General features: G+C 68.3%; 17 protein-coding genes and 1 tRNA gene. 3 read left to right on the top strand and 15 right to left on the bottom strand.

Annotated features, from left to right (window positions below):
• From M2351_RS44895 to hisG, 15 genes are all read right to left on the bottom strand, one after another.
• The coding region (locus M2351_RS44895; protein WP_264662404.1) for an ABC transporter permease subunit at positions 1-407 on the bottom strand (407 nt) is incomplete at its 3' end.
• A complete protein-coding gene (locus M2351_RS44890) occupies positions 404-1,075 on the bottom strand; it encodes an amino acid ABC transporter permease (RefSeq protein WP_264662403.1) in 672 nt (223 codons plus the stop codon). The genes M2351_RS44890 and M2351_RS44895, both read right to left, overlap by 4 nt.
• A gap of 76 nt (positions 1,076-1,151) precedes the next feature.
• Entirely contained in the window at positions 1,152-1,943 is a 792-nt protein-coding gene (locus tag M2351_RS44885) for a transporter substrate-binding domain-containing protein (RefSeq protein ID WP_264662402.1), read from the bottom strand.
• Positions 1,940-2,671: a GntR family transcriptional regulator gene (locus tag M2351_RS44880; RefSeq protein WP_264662401.1), complete on the bottom strand. Its 732-nt coding sequence runs from the start codon at positions 2,669-2,671 to the stop codon at positions 1,940-1,942. The genes M2351_RS44885 and M2351_RS44880 overlap by 4 nt, the downstream gene beginning before the upstream one ends.
• 349 nt (positions 2,672-3,020) lie before the next feature.
• Positions 3,021-3,096, bottom strand: a tRNA-Phe gene (locus tag M2351_RS44875).
• Positions 3,097-3,206: 110 nt separating this feature from the next.
• Positions 3,207-3,416: a DNA gyrase inhibitor YacG gene (locus M2351_RS44870; RefSeq protein WP_264662400.1), complete on the bottom strand. Its 210-nt coding sequence runs from the start codon at positions 3,414-3,416 to the stop codon at positions 3,207-3,209.
• A gap of 32 nt (positions 3,417-3,448) precedes the next feature.
• Entirely contained in the window at positions 3,449-4,705 is a 1,257-nt protein-coding gene (locus M2351_RS44865) for a ribonuclease E/G (protein ID WP_264662399.1), read from the bottom strand.
• Positions 4,702-5,307, bottom strand: a complete 606-nt coding sequence (locus M2351_RS44860) for a Maf family protein (protein ID WP_264662465.1) — start codon at positions 5,305-5,307, stop codon at positions 4,702-4,704. The genes M2351_RS44865 and M2351_RS44860 overlap by 4 nt, the downstream gene beginning before the upstream one ends.
• Before the next feature lie 20 nt (positions 5,308-5,327).
• Positions 5,328-5,546: a translation initiation factor IF-1 gene (gene infA / locus M2351_RS44855; RefSeq protein WP_014198195.1), complete on the bottom strand. Its 219-nt coding sequence runs from the start codon at positions 5,544-5,546 to the stop codon at positions 5,328-5,330.
• Between the two features lie 123 nt (positions 5,547-5,669).
• Positions 5,670-6,713 carry a lytic transglycosylase domain-containing protein gene (locus M2351_RS44850; RefSeq protein WP_264662398.1) on the bottom strand — a complete coding sequence of 348 codons (1,044 nt, stop codon included), beginning with the start codon at positions 6,711-6,713 and terminating at the stop codon, positions 5,670-5,672.
• A 124-nt stretch (positions 6,714-6,837) separates the two neighbouring features.
• Positions 6,838-9,213, bottom strand: coding sequence for a hybrid sensor histidine kinase/response regulator (locus M2351_RS44845; protein WP_264662397.1), 2,376 nt, complete (start codon positions 9,211-9,213; stop codon positions 6,838-6,840).
• Positions 9,214-9,424: 211 nt separating this feature from the next.
• Complete coding sequence (locus M2351_RS44840; RefSeq protein WP_264662396.1) at positions 9,425-9,886, bottom strand: arsenate-mycothiol transferase ArsC; 462 nt, start codon at positions 9,884-9,886, stop codon at positions 9,425-9,427.
• A gap of 16 nt (positions 9,887-9,902) precedes the next feature.
• Positions 9,903-10,385, bottom strand: coding sequence for a UPF0262 family protein (locus tag M2351_RS44835; protein WP_264662395.1), 483 nt, complete (start codon positions 10,383-10,385; stop codon positions 9,903-9,905).
• Entirely contained in the window at positions 10,382-11,701 is a 1,320-nt protein-coding gene (gene hisD, locus M2351_RS44830; RefSeq protein ID WP_264662394.1) for a histidinol dehydrogenase, read from the bottom strand. Before hisD ends, M2351_RS44835 begins: the two co-directional genes overlap by 4 nt.
• The gene (gene hisG / locus M2351_RS44825; protein ID WP_454464612.1) at positions 11,685-12,395 is read right to left on the bottom strand and encodes an ATP phosphoribosyltransferase; all 711 of its coding nucleotides are present in this window, start codon (positions 12,393-12,395) and stop codon (positions 11,685-11,687) included. The genes hisD and hisG overlap by 17 nt, the downstream gene beginning before the upstream one ends.
• Before the next feature lie 170 nt (positions 12,396-12,565).
• Here hisG and M2351_RS44820 point away from each other — a divergent pair, with 170 nt between their 5' ends.
• The 3 genes from M2351_RS44820 (at position 12,566) to M2351_RS44810 (ending at position 14,347) form a co-directional block, all read left to right on the top strand.
• Positions 12,566-12,835, top strand: a complete 270-nt coding sequence (locus tag M2351_RS44820) for a hypothetical protein (protein WP_264662392.1) — start codon at positions 12,566-12,568, stop codon at positions 12,833-12,835.
• Between the two features lie 425 nt (positions 12,836-13,260).
• Entirely contained in the window at positions 13,261-13,479 is a 219-nt protein-coding gene (locus tag M2351_RS44815; protein WP_264662391.1) for a hypothetical protein, read from the top strand.
• A gap of 82 nt (positions 13,480-13,561) precedes the next feature.
• Entirely contained in the window at positions 13,562-14,347 is a 786-nt protein-coding gene (locus M2351_RS44810) for a MetQ/NlpA family ABC transporter substrate-binding protein (protein WP_406567510.1), read from the top strand.
• The last annotated feature ends 25 nt before the right edge of the window (positions 14,348-14,372 follow it).

The raw sequence follows: 14,372 nt of genomic DNA, 5'->3' as shown, positions 1-14,372 counted from the left end.
AGGATCACGTAGCGCATCTGCTGCACGTAGCCCATGCCCAGGCTGGCCGAGGCCTCCCACTGGCCGCGGGTGACCGACTCCACGCAGCCGCGCCAGATCTCCGCCAGGAAGGCGGCGCTCCACAGGATCAGCGCCAGCCCGGCGGCAAGCCAGGCCGGCACGTCGATGCCGAACAGGCCGAGCCCGAAGAAGGCCAGGAACAGCTGCATCAGCAGCGGCGTGCCCTGGAACAGCTCCACATAGCCCTGCACGAACAGCCGGCCGGCGCGGCCCTTGCCGATGCGCAGGAACAGCAACCCCAGCCCGAGCAGCCCGCCGCCGAGGAAGGACACCAGCGACAGCAGCACGGTCCAGCGCGCCGCCAGCAGCAGGTTGCGCAGGATGTCCCAGACGGTGAAGGTCATCATCGCGCCGCCCTCCGCGGGAACAGCAGGCTCCCGACGCCGCGCAACGCCTGGCGGAGCGCCAGCGCCAGCAGCAGGTACAGCGCGGTGGACAGGAAGTAGGTCTCGAAGGCCCGGAAGGTGCGCGACTGGATGAAGTTGGCGGCGAAGGTCACGTCCTCCGCGGCGATCTGCGACACCACGGCGGAGCCCAGCATGACGATGACGATCTGCGACGACAGCGCCGGCCAGATTCGTTGCAGCGCCGGGATCAGCACCACGTGCCGGAAGGTCTCGAACCGCGTCATGGCGAGGCTGGCGCCCGCCTCGAACTGGCCGCGCGGGGTGGCCTCGATGCCGGCGCGGATGATCTCGCTGCTGTAGGCGCCAAGGTTTACGACCATGGCGAGGTTGGCCGCCTGCAGCTCCGACATCTGCACGCCCAGCGACGGCAGGCCGAAGAAGATGAAGAACAGCTGGATCAGGAACGGCGTGTTGCGGATCAGCTCCACATAGGCGGCCACCAGCGGGCGCAGCCAGCGCGGCCCCAATGACCGCACCCAGGCGCAGGCAACGCCCAGCACCACCCCGCAGAGTGCCCCGACGAGGATCAGTTCCACCGTCGTCAGCAGCCCCTTCAGGATGACGGGCCAGTAGAGGGGAAGCCACGAAAAGTCAAAGCGGTAGGTCATTCAGCCCTCCGATCGGCCGCGCGTCCGCCGGGACGGTGGGCGGCCCAGGCCGTCCGCCGTCCCGAGCTCCTCGCCCTCAGAGATCCTTCGGCAGGTCGGCGGACAGCCACTTCTGCGCGATGGCGTTCAGCGAGCCGTCGGTCTTGGCCGCCGCGAGAATGGCGTTGACCTTGGTCAGCAGGGCCGGCTGCTCTTTGTTCAGGCCGATGAAGCAGGGGGAGTTCTTGATCAGGAACTTCAGCTCCGGCCGCTTCGGCGGGTTGCGCTCCAGGATCGCCGCGGCGACCACGTTGCCGGTGGCGACCACCTGGACCTGCCCCGACAGGAAGGCGGAGATGGTGCCGTTGTTGTCCTCGTAGCGCTTGATGACCGCGTCGGTCGGGGCGATCTTGGTCAGCTCCAGGTCCTCGATCGCGCCGCGGGTCACGCCGATCGTCTTGCCGGCGAGGTCTTCCGGCTTGCCCACGGCCACACCCGACGGGGCGAAGACGCCGTTGAAGAAGGGCGCGTAGGCGTCGGAGAAGTCGATGACCTTCTCGCGCTCCGCGTTCTTGCCAAGGCTGGAGATCACTAGGTCGACCTTGTTGGTCTGCAGGTAGGGGATGCGGTTGGCGCTTGTCACCGGGACCAATTCCACCTTCACGCCCATCTTGGCGGCGATCAGCTTCGCCACGTCGATGTCGTAGCCCAGCGGCGCCATGTCGGTGCCGACCGAGCCGAAGGGTGGGAAATCCTGCGGGACGGCGACGCGGATGGTGCCGCGCGCGGTGACGTCCTGGAGCGCGTCGGCGCGTGCCTCCGGAGCCTTGGCGAGGGTCAGGCCGGCGACGGCCGCGGCGGCCAGGGCGAGCAGGGTCCTGCGGTTCATGTCTCTTCTCCTCCAGCGTTCGAAATGGCTGCGTTGGGAAAGGCGGTGGAAACGGCGGGGGCGCCGGGCGACAGGATTTCGCGCAAGCCCGCCAGGGGGTCGCGGGCGACGGCAAGGTCGAGCCCGTCCTCGACCCGCCGGATGTGCTCGTCCATCAGCGTCGCCGCGCCGGCGAAGTCGCCGGCTGCCAGCAGGGCCACGATGCGGTCGTGGTCGTCGCTGGACTCCGCGGCGTGCTGGTCCGACTGGTAGAGCATGGAGACGAGCGTCGTCCGCGCGGTCAGGTCGCGCAGGATGTCGGTCAGGAAGGGGTTGCCGAAGGCGTGGGCGAGATGAATGTGGAAGTCGCCGAGCAAGCAGGTGCGGGAGCCAACCTGCCCGGCGTCCAGCGCGCGCCGCTCCTCCTGCACATGGGCGTACAGATGCGCGATCGCGTCCGCCGGCACATGGTCGAGCGCGCGCAGCATGCCGGCCTCGATCAGGCGGCGCGCCTGGAAGGCGGCGCGCGCCTCGGTCGCCGACGGCTCCACGATGAACCAGCCCCGGCGCGCGCTGACGTGGACGATGCCGCGCGCCTCCAGCCGCATCATCGCCTCGCGCACACGCGTCCGCGACACGCCGTAAATCTCGGCCAGCTTCGCCTCGCCCAACCGGGTGCCGGGCCTGAGCCGGCCGGCCAGGATGGCGGTGACCACGGACTCTTCGATGCTGTCGTACGCAAGGGTCATCAAACTGCCGTACCAATCTTGTATACAAGATTGATCAGCAAGAGCCGTGCCAGCCGCGAAGCTGCGGTTTTGCTCGACCCGGGCAACCCCTCTGGTCAAAAGGCGGGCACACGAAGGCTCTGCCCAAGAACAATGCATTGGAATTGGGCAAGCTGGAGCGAAGCCAGGAATCGCGCGCCGCCGGTGTGTGGTTGCACCGATGGGCAGCATGGACGCTGAATTGGAAAAGAAAGAATTCGTCGCTGCGCCGGACCCGCGGTCCGCGCCGACGAAAGCATTGCCGCGCGAATATGCCAAATTCCGCCAATCGACGGAAACAGCGGCAAGATTTTGGGGAAGAAAGGGAAAGTGGTGCCCAGGGACGGAGTCGAACCGCCGACACGGGGATTTTCAGTCCCCTGCTCTACCAACTGAGCTACCTGGGCACCGAGGCTGCGGCGTCTTCGGCCTTGTCGGCCACCGCAGCGCGTCGAGGCGCGCTTTGTAGGAAAAATCGGAGGGCCTGTCTAGCCCAAAAATGCAAAAAATTCGGCGCTCACCGAACGCCGCCGTGATCAGCACCATCGTCTTCAGCGTCCGGATCGAGATCCGGCCGGTCGCCGCTCTCGATGCGGTAGACGCCGCCCAGCCAGCGCGACAGATCCACGTCGGCGCAACGCTTGGAACAGAAGGGATGCGTCTCCGGCGTCACCGGGCGGCCGCAAATCGGACAGGGCTTGTCCGCTGACTTCCTGTTGTCGTTCATCGCTCATCCTCCATCGAAGGCGCAGCCGGCCCTCAAGCAGGCCGTGCCAGCAGGTCGGCCAGAGCCGTTCCACGCCGCGCCCGCGTCATCTCAACCAGCCCGAGCTTCGACAGCCCATAGACCTGGGTCTGCGCCGGGTCGTCCTCCACCGCGCGGGACAGGGCGTTCAAAAGGCGCTCCGCGTCGCCGCGGTTGCGCATGTTCACGAAATCGACGACGACGATCCCGCCGACGTTGCGCAGGCGCAGCTGCCGGGCGATCTCGACCGCCGCTTCCAGATTGACATCCAGCGGGTTGCCGCGTTCCCCCGCGTTCACGTCCACGACGGTCATCGCCTCGGTCCGCTCGATCACCAGCGATCCGCCGCCGTCCAGCGGCACGCGGATGCCCAACAGCGCAGCGATCTCGGCGTCGAGGTCCCGCAGGTCGAACAGGCGCTTGGCTCCGACCGTCGACCCGCCGATCATCGCGGCCAGTGGGCGCGGGTCGTGCGGCGCGATCCGATCCTCCAGGTCCGGGGCGCGGTCGGCGCACCAGGCCGCAAGGTCGCGGGCCAGGGCCGCATCGTCCACGATGATCCTCTCGACGTCGGCCGCGCCATGCTCGATCAGGGCGCGGCGCGGCGCATCGGGGCCGGGCAGCAGGTGGGCTGGGACGGGCCCCCGCTCCGCCGCAGCGCTGAGCGTCCGCCAGGCGAGGTGCAGCGCGTCCGATTCGGCCGCCAGCAACCCGTCGTCCGCGGCGGCGGCACCGGCCCGCACAATCCAGCCGGAACCGGACGCGATGCCCTGGATGCGGCGGGCCAGCTCCGCGCGCTCCGGGCCACTGCCCAGGCGCTTGGACACCGCCACGTCGCGTCCCAGCGGCGCGTGCACCAAGAAACGGCCGGGCAGCGTGATGTCCATGGTCAGCGACGGCCCCTTGGGGCCGACCGCGTCGGTCTTCACCTGGACCAGCACCGGCTGGCCGGTGCGCAGCAGGGTGCCGATGCGCTCGTCCCGGCCGCGCGGCCGGCCTTTCGGCCCGCGGACATCGCCGCCGGACAGCAGGCCCGAGACGCCGTCGCCGAGGTCGACGAAGGCCCCGTCCAGCCCGGTCGCAATGCGCTCCACCTTGCCGAGGAACACATGGCCGAGCAGCGACGGGCGCTCCGCATGGTCGATATAAAGGTCGGTGAGGCGCCCGTCGGTCAGAACGGCCGCCCGTGTCAGCGGGCCATCCCGGTCCACCAGGATTTCCAGGGAGCGGCGCAGGGAGCCGCTGGGCCGGGACTCCGCCTTGCCGGTCACGGCAGCGGGAAACCCGCACCGCGGAGCAGGGCGGCCACCTCGAACAGCGGCAGCCCGACCACGTTGCTGTAGGATCCGCCGATCCAGCGGACGTGTGCTGCCGCCCGGCCCTGGATCGCGTAGCCGCCGGCCTTGCCGTGCCATTCGCCCGAGGCGACGTAGCTTTCCACCTCGTCGGGGCCCAGCACCTTGAAGGTCACATCGGTGCGCACCACCCGATCCGACCGGCGGGGCGGTTCGCCGTCGCCGGTGGGGGACAGCAGCACGACTCCGCCGAACACACGGTGGCGGCGCCCCGACAGCAGGCCGAGGCAGGCGCGCGCCTGCGTCTCCCCGTCCGCCTTGGGTAGAATCCGCCGGCCGCAGGCGACCACCGTGTCGGCGGCCAGCACGAAGGAACCGGGGTGACGGGCCGCCACCACGGCGGCCTTTTCGCCGGCCAACCGCAGGGCATGCTGCGGCGGCAGCTCGCGCGGCACGGGCGATTCGTCGATGTCTGCGGGATCGACCGCGTCGGGAACCACGCCAATCTGGCGCAACAAATCGAGCCGGCGGGGCGAGGCGGACGCCAGCACGAGCCGGGGCGTGGACACTGTGTTCATCACGCGGAAAGGAATGCCGACTACTTGAACCGGAACGTGATCCGGCCCTTCGTCAGATCGTAGGGAGTCATTTCGACGTTGACGCGGTCACCGGCCAGCACGCGGATGCGGTTCTTGCGCATCTTGCCCGACGTGTGGGCCAGCACCTCATGCTCGTTGTCGAGTTTTACCCGGAACATCGCGTTCGGCAGCAGTTCAACGACCGTCCCGGAGAACTCGATCAAATCTTCCTTAGCCATAGCCCCTATAGTCCGTAACAGTTTCGTGGCAATAACTGACCTCCCCAAGGCCTGTGGTCAAGGGGGATTCCGCCGTGATGCTCAACCATAGACGGGGATGTTGGTTTCGTCACCCCCGGCGACTCAGCCGGGGAGCGACTCTTCGGCCGTGTCGTCGTCGCTGGCCGGCGATCCATCCGGCAGCCCCGCGGACTGGAAGGAACTGAAGGGCGATGGGCTGCCGTCCAGCCGCCGCCGCGGTTCGGCGGCCTGCGCGATCAACGCGAACATCTCCTTCTGGTCCGTCTCCATCCGCCGGGTCAGGCGCGCGATGGTCTCGGACGCGGTCAGCGCCCGGCCGGTTGGGCGGTCGTAGAACATAGTGCGGTTGCTCTTCGCGGCAGCCGGCAGCAGGTCCGCCGCCGTCGCCTTCGGGGACGACTCGGACGCGCGGATCAGCTTCGCGGCACCCCCCACGCCCATGACGTAGGCAATGCGGCTTTCCGTTTCGGTGACCGGACGACCCAGCCGGGACTGCAGACGCTCCCGCCCTTCGGAAAGATAGCGCGCCGCCATGCCCGCGGACAGGTCCACGTCCTGGCGCAGATCGAGGATTTTGCGCCGCGTCGCCGGGTCCTTGACCGACGGAATGCCGTTGCGGCTCTCAACCGCGCTGGCCAGTTCGCCCTGGCCATAGGCCGCGCCATGCCGGCGGAACAGGTCGAGCCATGTCCGCTCCAGGAACTGGAAAGGGCCGGCGGCCGAACTGGACCGGTTGCGGGCGGTCGGATTGAGGCCGCTTTCCTGGGTCGCCTGGGCGAGGATGGCGGTGAAGCTGTGGCCGGACAGGCCCGCCACCTGCTGTGCGGCCAGCACCACGCGCCCGGCGGCGGGGTTGCCCGCCAGGGCGCCGGCCGGCGTGAAGCCCTCGCCCGACTGTGGCTTGCGGGACGGGAACGGCACCCGTGTGCCGTCGGCCAGTTCGATCGGCGCCTCAGGCTTGCGCGCCGGGGCCGCGGGAACCTTCTGCCCGTTGCCCAGCCGCCCCCGCGGCAGGGGCTGCGCGTCGGCCAGCACGTCCTGGAACGACACCCCGGCCCCGGCGGCCATGGCCTCACCGCCGGGCCGGCCGGCGGCGTCCGGCTTGCGCTCTGGGATCGGGGCGAAAGGAGGCTGCGCGACCTTCATGGAACACCAGCACCGTCAAGGCGGTGCCACCGCGGCGCATCAAGAGGCAGGATCGGGTCCCTGCGATTCGAACGCACCGGGCGGCGGAATACGACCGTGCCCGTATAGCACACACTCGTTAATTTTATTCAACCATGTCGGTCCCGACACCCGCCCCAATCCGCTCGCCCGAGCCCTGGTCAGTACCGAGGTCCGTAATCACGCCGGGAACCGGCGGCGTGGTCAGCGGGCGGGCGAAGTCGTCTCGAGTGCGATCAAGGCGCCACCGGTCGATGGCGGCAAGCAGCTTGGATTTCTCCAGCGGCTTTGCCAGATGGTCGTCCATGCCCGCTTGGCGGCAGCGCTCCACCTCGACCGCCAGGACGCCCGCCGACAGCGCCAGGATCGGGATGCGGCCGGTGGCACCAGGAAGGGCCCGAATGCGCCGCGTTGCCTCCAGGCCGTCCATGACCGGCATCTGGACGTCCATCAGCACGATGTCGTAGGGATGCTCCTGCACGGCGGCCAGCGCGGCCGCGCCATCCTGCACCGCCTCCACGTGATGGCCGGCCTTGGTCAGCATCGTGATGGCGAGGTCGCGGTTCATCGCCAGATCCTCGGCCAGGAGGATGCGGGCGCCCCGGCTGGTCGGTTCCTGGGGATGGGCGCCTCCGCCCTCCCGCTCGTCCGCTGCGGCGGCGCTGGCCGGTTGCAGGGGCAGGCTGAACCAGAAGGTGCTGCCCACGCCCGGCCGGCTCTCCACGCCGATTTCGCCATCCATCAGCTCCACCAGCCGGCGGCAGATCGCCAGCCCCAGGCCCGTGCCGCCGCGCCCCCGCTCCAACTGCGTGAAGCGCTGGAACAGCTCCCGCTGGCGGCTTTCCGGCACGCCGATGCCGGTGTCGCTGACCGTGAAGGTGTAGCGGCGCGCACCGGCCTCGTCGCCCATGGCCTTGATGGTGAGCCGCACGCTGCCCCGATCGGTGAACTTCACCGCGTTGCCCAGCAGGTTCAGCAGGATCTGGCGGACGCGGTCGGGATCGCCCAACACATAGCCGCGGGCGGCAGCCGACACCGTCGTGTTCAGCTCCAGCCCCTTCTGCTCCGCCGTCAGCCGCACCATCGCCTGGCAGCGGTCGGCGAGGTCGTCGATTCGGAAGGGCACGCAGACGAGGTCGAGCTTTCCCGCCTCCAGCTTCGACAGGTCGAGCACGTCGTTGATGACCGTCAGCAGTGACCGCCCGGCTTCCCGGACCTGGGAGGCGTAGCGCCGCTGCTCGATGGTCAACGGCGTTTCCAGCAGCATCTCCGCGAATCCGATCACGCCGTTCATCGGCGTGCGGATCTCGTGGCTCATGGTCGCCAGGAACTCCTCCTTGGCGCGGCTGCCGGCGCGGGCCTCCTCCATCGCGGCGCGCAGCTCCAATTCGCGCGACTTCAGGCGGCCCGACATGTCGTTAAAGGCGGTGGCGACCAGCCGGATCTCCTCCGGCGCGCCGCGCGTCTCCACCACGGCCCCCACTTCCCCCGCGCCGATGCGCGTCGCCGCTTGGCTGAGGATCTTCATCCAGCTCAAAACGGAGGCGTGCAGCAGGGCCCACAGGGCCGCGACGCTGAGCAGCCCGGCGATCCCCAGCAGGACAAGGCCGCGCATCAGGTCCCGTCGGGCCTCGGCGAAAATCGGCTCCGTCGGCATGCCGACCGCGAAGGTGGTGTCGGTTTCCGTGGAATGCTGGAAAGCCCAGATTCGGCTGCGCCCGTCGGCGCTGCTGCCGTCGAAGACCCCGTTGCGCTCCGTCAGCATGCGCTGAATGTGCGGGAACTCCGCCAAGCTGCGGCCCACCCAGCCTTCCGGATCCGGCTGGCGGGCGATCAGAGAGCCGTTGCGGTCGAGCACGATGATACGCGCATCGTCCTGCTTGGTGACCTTCACGAGGTCGGTCAGCCAGGCGAGGTCGATGGCCACGCCCATCACCCGCTGGATTTCCCCATTCTCCAGGATCGGCTGGACCGCCAGGATCAGCGGCTTGGCGGAGCGCTTGCCAATGACGAAGTCGCTGAGGACAAAGGATTTCGTGTCGAGCGCCTTTTGGAAATAGGCGCGCTCGCGCAGGCTGATGCCCGCCCCGGGGCCGGTCGTGTCGCAGATCAGGTTGCCGTTGGCGTCGGTGACCCACACACCCGTCGTCCAGCGGTGCTGGCGCGGCATCGGGGCCAGCGTGGCGACGCAAGCGTCGGTGTTGTCGGGCGTGGCGTCGCGGATCGCCGGCACCAGCGACAGGACGCCCAGCAGGTTCCGCGCCTCGCCGATCAGGTCCCGCTGCCGCTCCACCCCGTCTTCGGTCAGATGGCGCGCCAACTCGCGGGCGGTGTTCAGCCGCTGGTCGAGCTGCTGGTCGAAAAAGTAGACGACGCCCGCCAGCGGCAGGGCCAGGGAGGCCAGCACGACGCCCATCAGCCGTACGCGCAGGCTGCGCGGACCGACGGCACGGTTCAGGCGGGACAACAAGCCAGAGGGCATCAGGCAGACAACCTCTTCCAGGAGCGGCAGAGCCTACAAGCCCAGCATGCCCCCTTCGATGATTCACCTCAATACCGCCGCAACCCGCCCGTGCGAATCCCCTTGGACATGGTTACCGGCGCAAGGCGCGACCATGGCACAGAAGCGCCCACCTGTGGATGGGGATCGGACGCTCCGGCCTGCGCGAAACGCCGCAGCCCTTGGCGTCGCCTCAAACCGTCGGCCCGCGGCTCAAGGGGAAGCGGTCCTTGATCTTGTCCAGGAGCCCGTCGCGGACCTTCCGGTAGGTTTCCATCATGGTTTCGCGGTTGCCATGGACCAGCGTGGGGTCGAAGGTGTTCCAGAACTCCACCTCGCAGGCCATGGTGCGCGTCATCTCGATGGCGCGGTGCTGCGCCTCCGGCGAAAGGGAGACGATCAGGTCGAAGTTGGTGTCCTCCAGATCCTCGAAGGTCCGGCAGCGGTGGCGGGACAGGTCAATGCCCATCTCCTCCATCGCTGCGACCGCGAAGGGATCCACCTCGTCGCCCTCGCGCACGCCGACCGAATCGACGTAGACGCGCGCGCCGTGGAAATGGCGCATCATCGCCGCCGCCATCGGCGAGCGGATCATGTTGTAGGTGCAGGCGAACAACACGCTCGTCACGGGGAGCGGCTGCAGCACCGGGGCCATGCGCCGCCCCGCCCCGTCAGCCGCGGATGTGGAGGACGCAGATCAGCGTGAACAGCCGACGCGCCGTCTGGAGGTCCATTTCCACCTTGCCCGCCAGCCGTTCGCGCAGCATCTCCGACCCCTCGTTGTGCAGGCCGCGGCGCCCCATGTCGATCGCCTCGATCTGCGAGGGCGTGGAGCGCTTGATGGCCTGATAGTAGCTTTCACAGATCAGGAAATAGTCCTTCACGATCGACCGGAAGCCGGTCACGGGAAGGGTGATCTTGTCCAGCGCGCTCTCGTCGTCGCGCCGGACGTCGAAGACCAGCCGGTTGTCCTCGATGGACAGGTGCAGGTGGTAGGGGCCGGAGTCCGCGTGGTCGCAGGGACAGAACTCGTTGTCCTCCAGCAGGTCGAAGATGGCAACCGCGCGCTCGTGCTCCACCTCCGGCTTGCGCCGGATGACGGTCTTTTCGTCGAGCGTCACGTGGACGATACGGCGGTTGCCCTTCGAACTCACGCCTTCCCCCCTCCGGTGTTGGTCCCAGACAGCCGCAGCGCCACCGACAGGGCGTGGGCGTCCAGCCCCTCCGCGCGCGCCAGCGTCACGGCCGCGGGGCCGATGGCCTGCACGCTGGCCGCATCGCAGGCGACGAAGGTCGTGCGCTTCATGAAGTCCAGCACGTTCAGGCCGGAGGAGAAACGCGCGCTGCGCGCCGTCGGCAGCACGTGGTTCGGCCCGGCGACATAGTCGCCGATCGCCTCCGGCGTGTGGCGGCCGAGGAAGATGGCGCCAGCGTTGCGGACCTTGGCCGCCAGCGCGTCCGGATCCTCCACCGCCAGTTCCAGATGCTCCGGCGCCAGCCGGTCGACCAGCGCGGGGGCGTCGGCCAGCAGGTCACGCACCACGACAATGGCGCCGTGCTCCCGCCAGCTTTCGCCAGCGATCGCCGCACGGGGAAGCGTCTCCAGATGCTTGTCCACGGCCTTGGCGACCGCGTCGGCGAATGCCGGATCGTCGGTGATCAGGATCGACTGGGCCGAGGTGTCGTGTTCCGCCTGCGACAGCAGGTCCATGGCGATCCAGGTCGGGTCGTTCCTGTTGTCGGCGACCACCAGGATCTCCGACGGGCCGGCGATGCTGTCGATGCCCACGGTGCCGTAGACCAGCCGCTTGGCCGCCGCCACGAAGGCGTTGCCCGGACCGACGATCTTGTCCACCGGCGCGATGGTCGCGGTGCCGTAGGCCAGCGCGGCCACGGCCTGGGCGCCGCCGACGCGGTAGATCTCCGTGATGCCGCAGCGCTTGGCGGCGGCCAGCACCAGCGGGTTGATCTTCCCGTCGGGCGTGGGCACCACCATGACGATGCGCTCCACCCCCGCCACCTTGGCCGGCAATGCGTTCATCAGGACGGAGCTGGGGTAGGCCGCGGTGCCGCCGGGCACGTAAAGGCCGACCGCACCCACCGCGGTCCAGCGGGCGCCGAGCCGCACGCCCTGGGCGTCGCGGTAGTCGGTCACCTCCGGCACCTGCAGGCGGTGGAAGCTCTCGATCCGCTCCGCCGCGGTGTCGAGCGCGCGCAGCAGTTCCGCGTCGCACTGCCCCAACGCCGCGTCCACCTCGTCCTGCGCGATGCGCAGGGTCGCGGGCGTCAGGGTCTGGCGGTCCCAGCGGGCGGTGTAGTCGATCAGCGCGTCGTCGCCGCGCTTGCGCACGTCGTCGATGACGCCGGCGACCAGGGCCTGCACGTCTTCGCTCGTCTCGCGCTTGGCATGCAGGAGGCATTCAAACCCCTCGGCGAAGCGGGGGTCCTGGGCATCAAGCCTGACGGGCATTCACGGCCTCCCGAAAGCGTTCGATCCAGCGGGAAATTTCCTCCGGCCGCGTCTTGAAGGCGGCGCGGTTGACGATCAGGCGGGAGGTGACATCCGCGATGTGCTCGATCTCCACCAGCCCGTTTGCCTTCAGCGTCGAACCGGTGGACACAAGGTCCACGATGCGGCGGCACAGGCCGAGGGTCGGGGCAAGCTCCATCGCTCCGTTCAGTTTCACGCACTCCGCCTGCACGCCCCGCGCGGCGAAATGCCGCTTGGTGACCTCCGGGTATTTGGTCGCGACGCGCACGTGACTCCAACGCGACGGATCGTCGCTCTCGCCCAGCGCGGTGGGCTCGGCCACCGACAAGCGGCACTTGCCGATGCCGAGGTCGAGCGGCGCGTAGATCTCCGGATAGTCGAATTCCATCAGCACGTCGTTGCCGGCCACGCCCAGATGGGCGGCGCCGAAGGCGACGAAGGTCGCCACGTCGAAGGACCGGACGCGGATGATGCTGAGGTTGGGGACGTTGGTCGCAAAACGCAGGAGCCGGCTGTCCTCGTTGTCAAACTCCGCTTCCGGCACGATGCCGGCGTGCGTCAACAACGGGCGCAGCTCCTTCAGGATGCGTCCCTTGGGCAGGGCCAGGACCAGCTGATCATCAACGGATTGGCTGGTGCCCGGCGCGCCAAGAGCACGTGTATCGGCGGACAAAGAACTCTCCTCGGGCTGGACCGCTGCCCGGATATACCACATTCCGCGCCGCCGTCACGGTCTTAGGAGACGTATTCCGGCGCATCCCGGCCAAGTCGGGGAAGCAAGGCGGGGAACTCCGCCTGGCGCACCCGGTTGGATTCGCCTTCCCCGGACGAAGGACCACAGCCATGGCACAGGACAGCAGCAAGCACCCGGTCAACCCCCGCGGTCCCCGCATCGCCGGCGACCCGAGCGATACCCAGGCCCCCGCCCCGAACGCGGATGAGACCCGCTCCGACGACGCGCCGACCGGAATCTCCGAACGGCTCCGGGCGGAGAAGGAAGGGCGCGCGACCAAGACCACCACGCCGGACGGCAAGCCCTACGCCGACGAGATGGACCCGGATCGGCGGGAAAAGGGCCGATCCAACATCGGAACGCCGGGCGGCTCCGTCTGACGCACACCCGTTGAAGCGCCCCCGTCTTCCGCGGGGGCGTTTTCACTTTCATTGAGTGTGTATTTCTACATTCCACAAAAAATGTGAAATCACACCCTTGACGGTAAGCCCATCAACATTGTAGATAAATATCCGGGCGCCCACCGTGGGCGCCCCGCGGCAATTTGATCGCAGCAGCTTGCGCCGCGTCACCAAACGCTAAAGCGCCACGATACCGGTCGTGGATCCCTGAGAAGGAGTGACCGGAATGACGAAAGCGTTCTCCCCCTCCCCCGCCGAACGGATCGGCACCGTCACGGGCATGTGTCGCACCGGCATGTGTTGCCGCTGAGCGCATCCGCGGCCTGAGCGCCGCGCATCCCAGACCATCCGATCCGTGTCAACCCGCGGGCGCAACGCGCCGCGGGCCGAGGGGAGCTTTTGCCATGAGCCTGTCCAACAACGCCGCCGCTTACGCCATCGAAGTCCAGGGCCGGTCCGCCGGCATCGTCGTCGCGGAGCGCGGCGGCTTCACCTTCTTCGTGTCCGACTGGACCTTCAAGGACCTGGACCGCCGCACCTTCCGCAACGTCAGCCAAGCCGAACGGGCCGCCCAGCAGGTCATCGCCCGCCGCAAGGGCACGGCCCGCGCCCTGGCCGCCTGACGCTGCTCACCCATTACACAATCCGCATTCGTCAAATCATCGCAGACCGCATTTTTAAGAAAGGACTCACTCCGTGAAAGCGCTGCTGAACTCCGCCCTTCTGGCCGCCCTCATCGCCGCCGGGCTGTTCTCCTTTGCCGCCGGCGCCGAAGCTGCCGCCCTGAAGCTCGGCGTGTCGGCCGGCCCCTATGGGGAAATCCTGGACTACACGGCCAAGATCGCCGCCAAGGAAGGGCTGGAGGCGAAGGTCATCGAGTTCACGGACTGGAACATGCTGAACGCCTCCCTCCAGGCCGGCGACATCGACGCCAACAACTTCCAGCACCAGCCCTATCTGGACAACCAGATCAAGCAGCGCGGCTACGACATCGTGTCGGTCGCCAAGAGCATCGTCGTGCCCATGGGCCTTTACGCCAAGAAGGCGCAGAAGCTGGAGGATCTGAAGGACGGCGCCAGCGTCTCGATCCCCAACGACCCGACCAACGCCGCCCGCGCCCTATTCCTGCTGGCGAAGGCCGGGCTGATCGGGCTGAAGGACGGGGCCAACCTGAACACCACCATCGCCGACATCGCCTCCAACCCCAAGAAGATCAAGTTCGTGGAACTGGACGCCGCCCAGCTTCCGCGCTCGCTGGATGACGTGGACGCGTCGGTCATCACGCTGAACTACGCGGTGCTGGCCGGCCTGAGCCCGAAGGGGGCGCTGCTGCTGGAGGACGACCAGTCGAAGTGGAACCTGGTCTGGGTGGTGCGCAAGGACCGTCAGGACGATCCGTCGATCAAGCGCTTCATCGAGATCTACCGCTCCCCGGAGGTCCGCGACTTCATCACCACCCGCTTCAACGGGACGATCATTCCGACCTGGTGACTGAAACGCATCGAAGGCCACTGCC

It is taken from the genome of Azospirillum canadense (assembly GCF_025961225.1).
GTDB classification, from domain to species: domain Bacteria; phylum Pseudomonadota; class Alphaproteobacteria; order Azospirillales; family Azospirillaceae; genus Azospirillum; species Azospirillum canadense.
This window is presented reverse-complemented; position numbering and strand designations above follow the sequence as displayed.

Bases quoted from the DNA above. Each gene is read 5' to 3' on its own strand.
- infA (WP_014198195.1), bottom strand. From the start codon at position 5,546: ATGGCTAAGGAAGATTTGATCGAGTTCTCCGGGACGGTCGTTGAACTG.
- M2351_RS44885 (WP_264662402.1), bottom strand. From the start codon at position 1,943: ATGAACCGCAGGACCCTGCTCGCCCTGGCCGCCGCGGCCGTCGCCGGC.
- M2351_RS44845 (WP_264662397.1), bottom strand. From the start codon at position 9,213: ATGCCCTCTGGCTTGTTGTCCCGCCTGAACCGTGCCGTCGGTCCGCGC.
- hisD (WP_264662394.1), bottom strand. From the start codon at position 11,701: ATGCCCGTCAGGCTTGATGCCCAGGACCCCCGCTTCGCCGAGGGGTTT.
- M2351_RS44820 (WP_264662392.1), top strand. From the start codon at position 12,566: ATGGCACAGGACAGCAGCAAGCACCCGGTCAACCCCCGCGGTCCCCGC.
- M2351_RS44880 (WP_264662401.1), bottom strand. From the start codon at position 2,671: ATGACCCTTGCGTACGACAGCATCGAAGAGTCCGTGGTCACCGCCATC.
- M2351_RS44890 (WP_264662403.1), bottom strand. From the start codon at position 1,075: ATGACCTACCGCTTTGACTTTTCGTGGCTTCCCCTCTACTGGCCCGTC.
- M2351_RS44815 (WP_264662391.1), top strand. From the start codon at position 13,261: ATGAGCCTGTCCAACAACGCCGCCGCTTACGCCATCGAAGTCCAGGGC.
- M2351_RS44840 (WP_264662396.1), bottom strand. From the start codon at position 9,886: ATGGCCCCGGTGCTGCAGCCGCTCCCCGTGACGAGCGTGTTGTTCGCC.
- M2351_RS44870 (WP_264662400.1), bottom strand. From the start codon at position 3,416: ATGAACGACAACAGGAAGTCAGCGGACAAGCCCTGTCCGATTTGCGGC.
- M2351_RS44860 (WP_264662465.1), bottom strand. From the start codon at position 5,307: ATGAACACAGTGTCCACGCCCCGGCTCGTGCTGGCGTCCGCCTCGCCC.
- M2351_RS44850 (WP_264662398.1), bottom strand. From the start codon at position 6,713: ATGAAGGTCGCGCAGCCTCCTTTCGCCCCGATCCCAGAGCGCAAGCCG.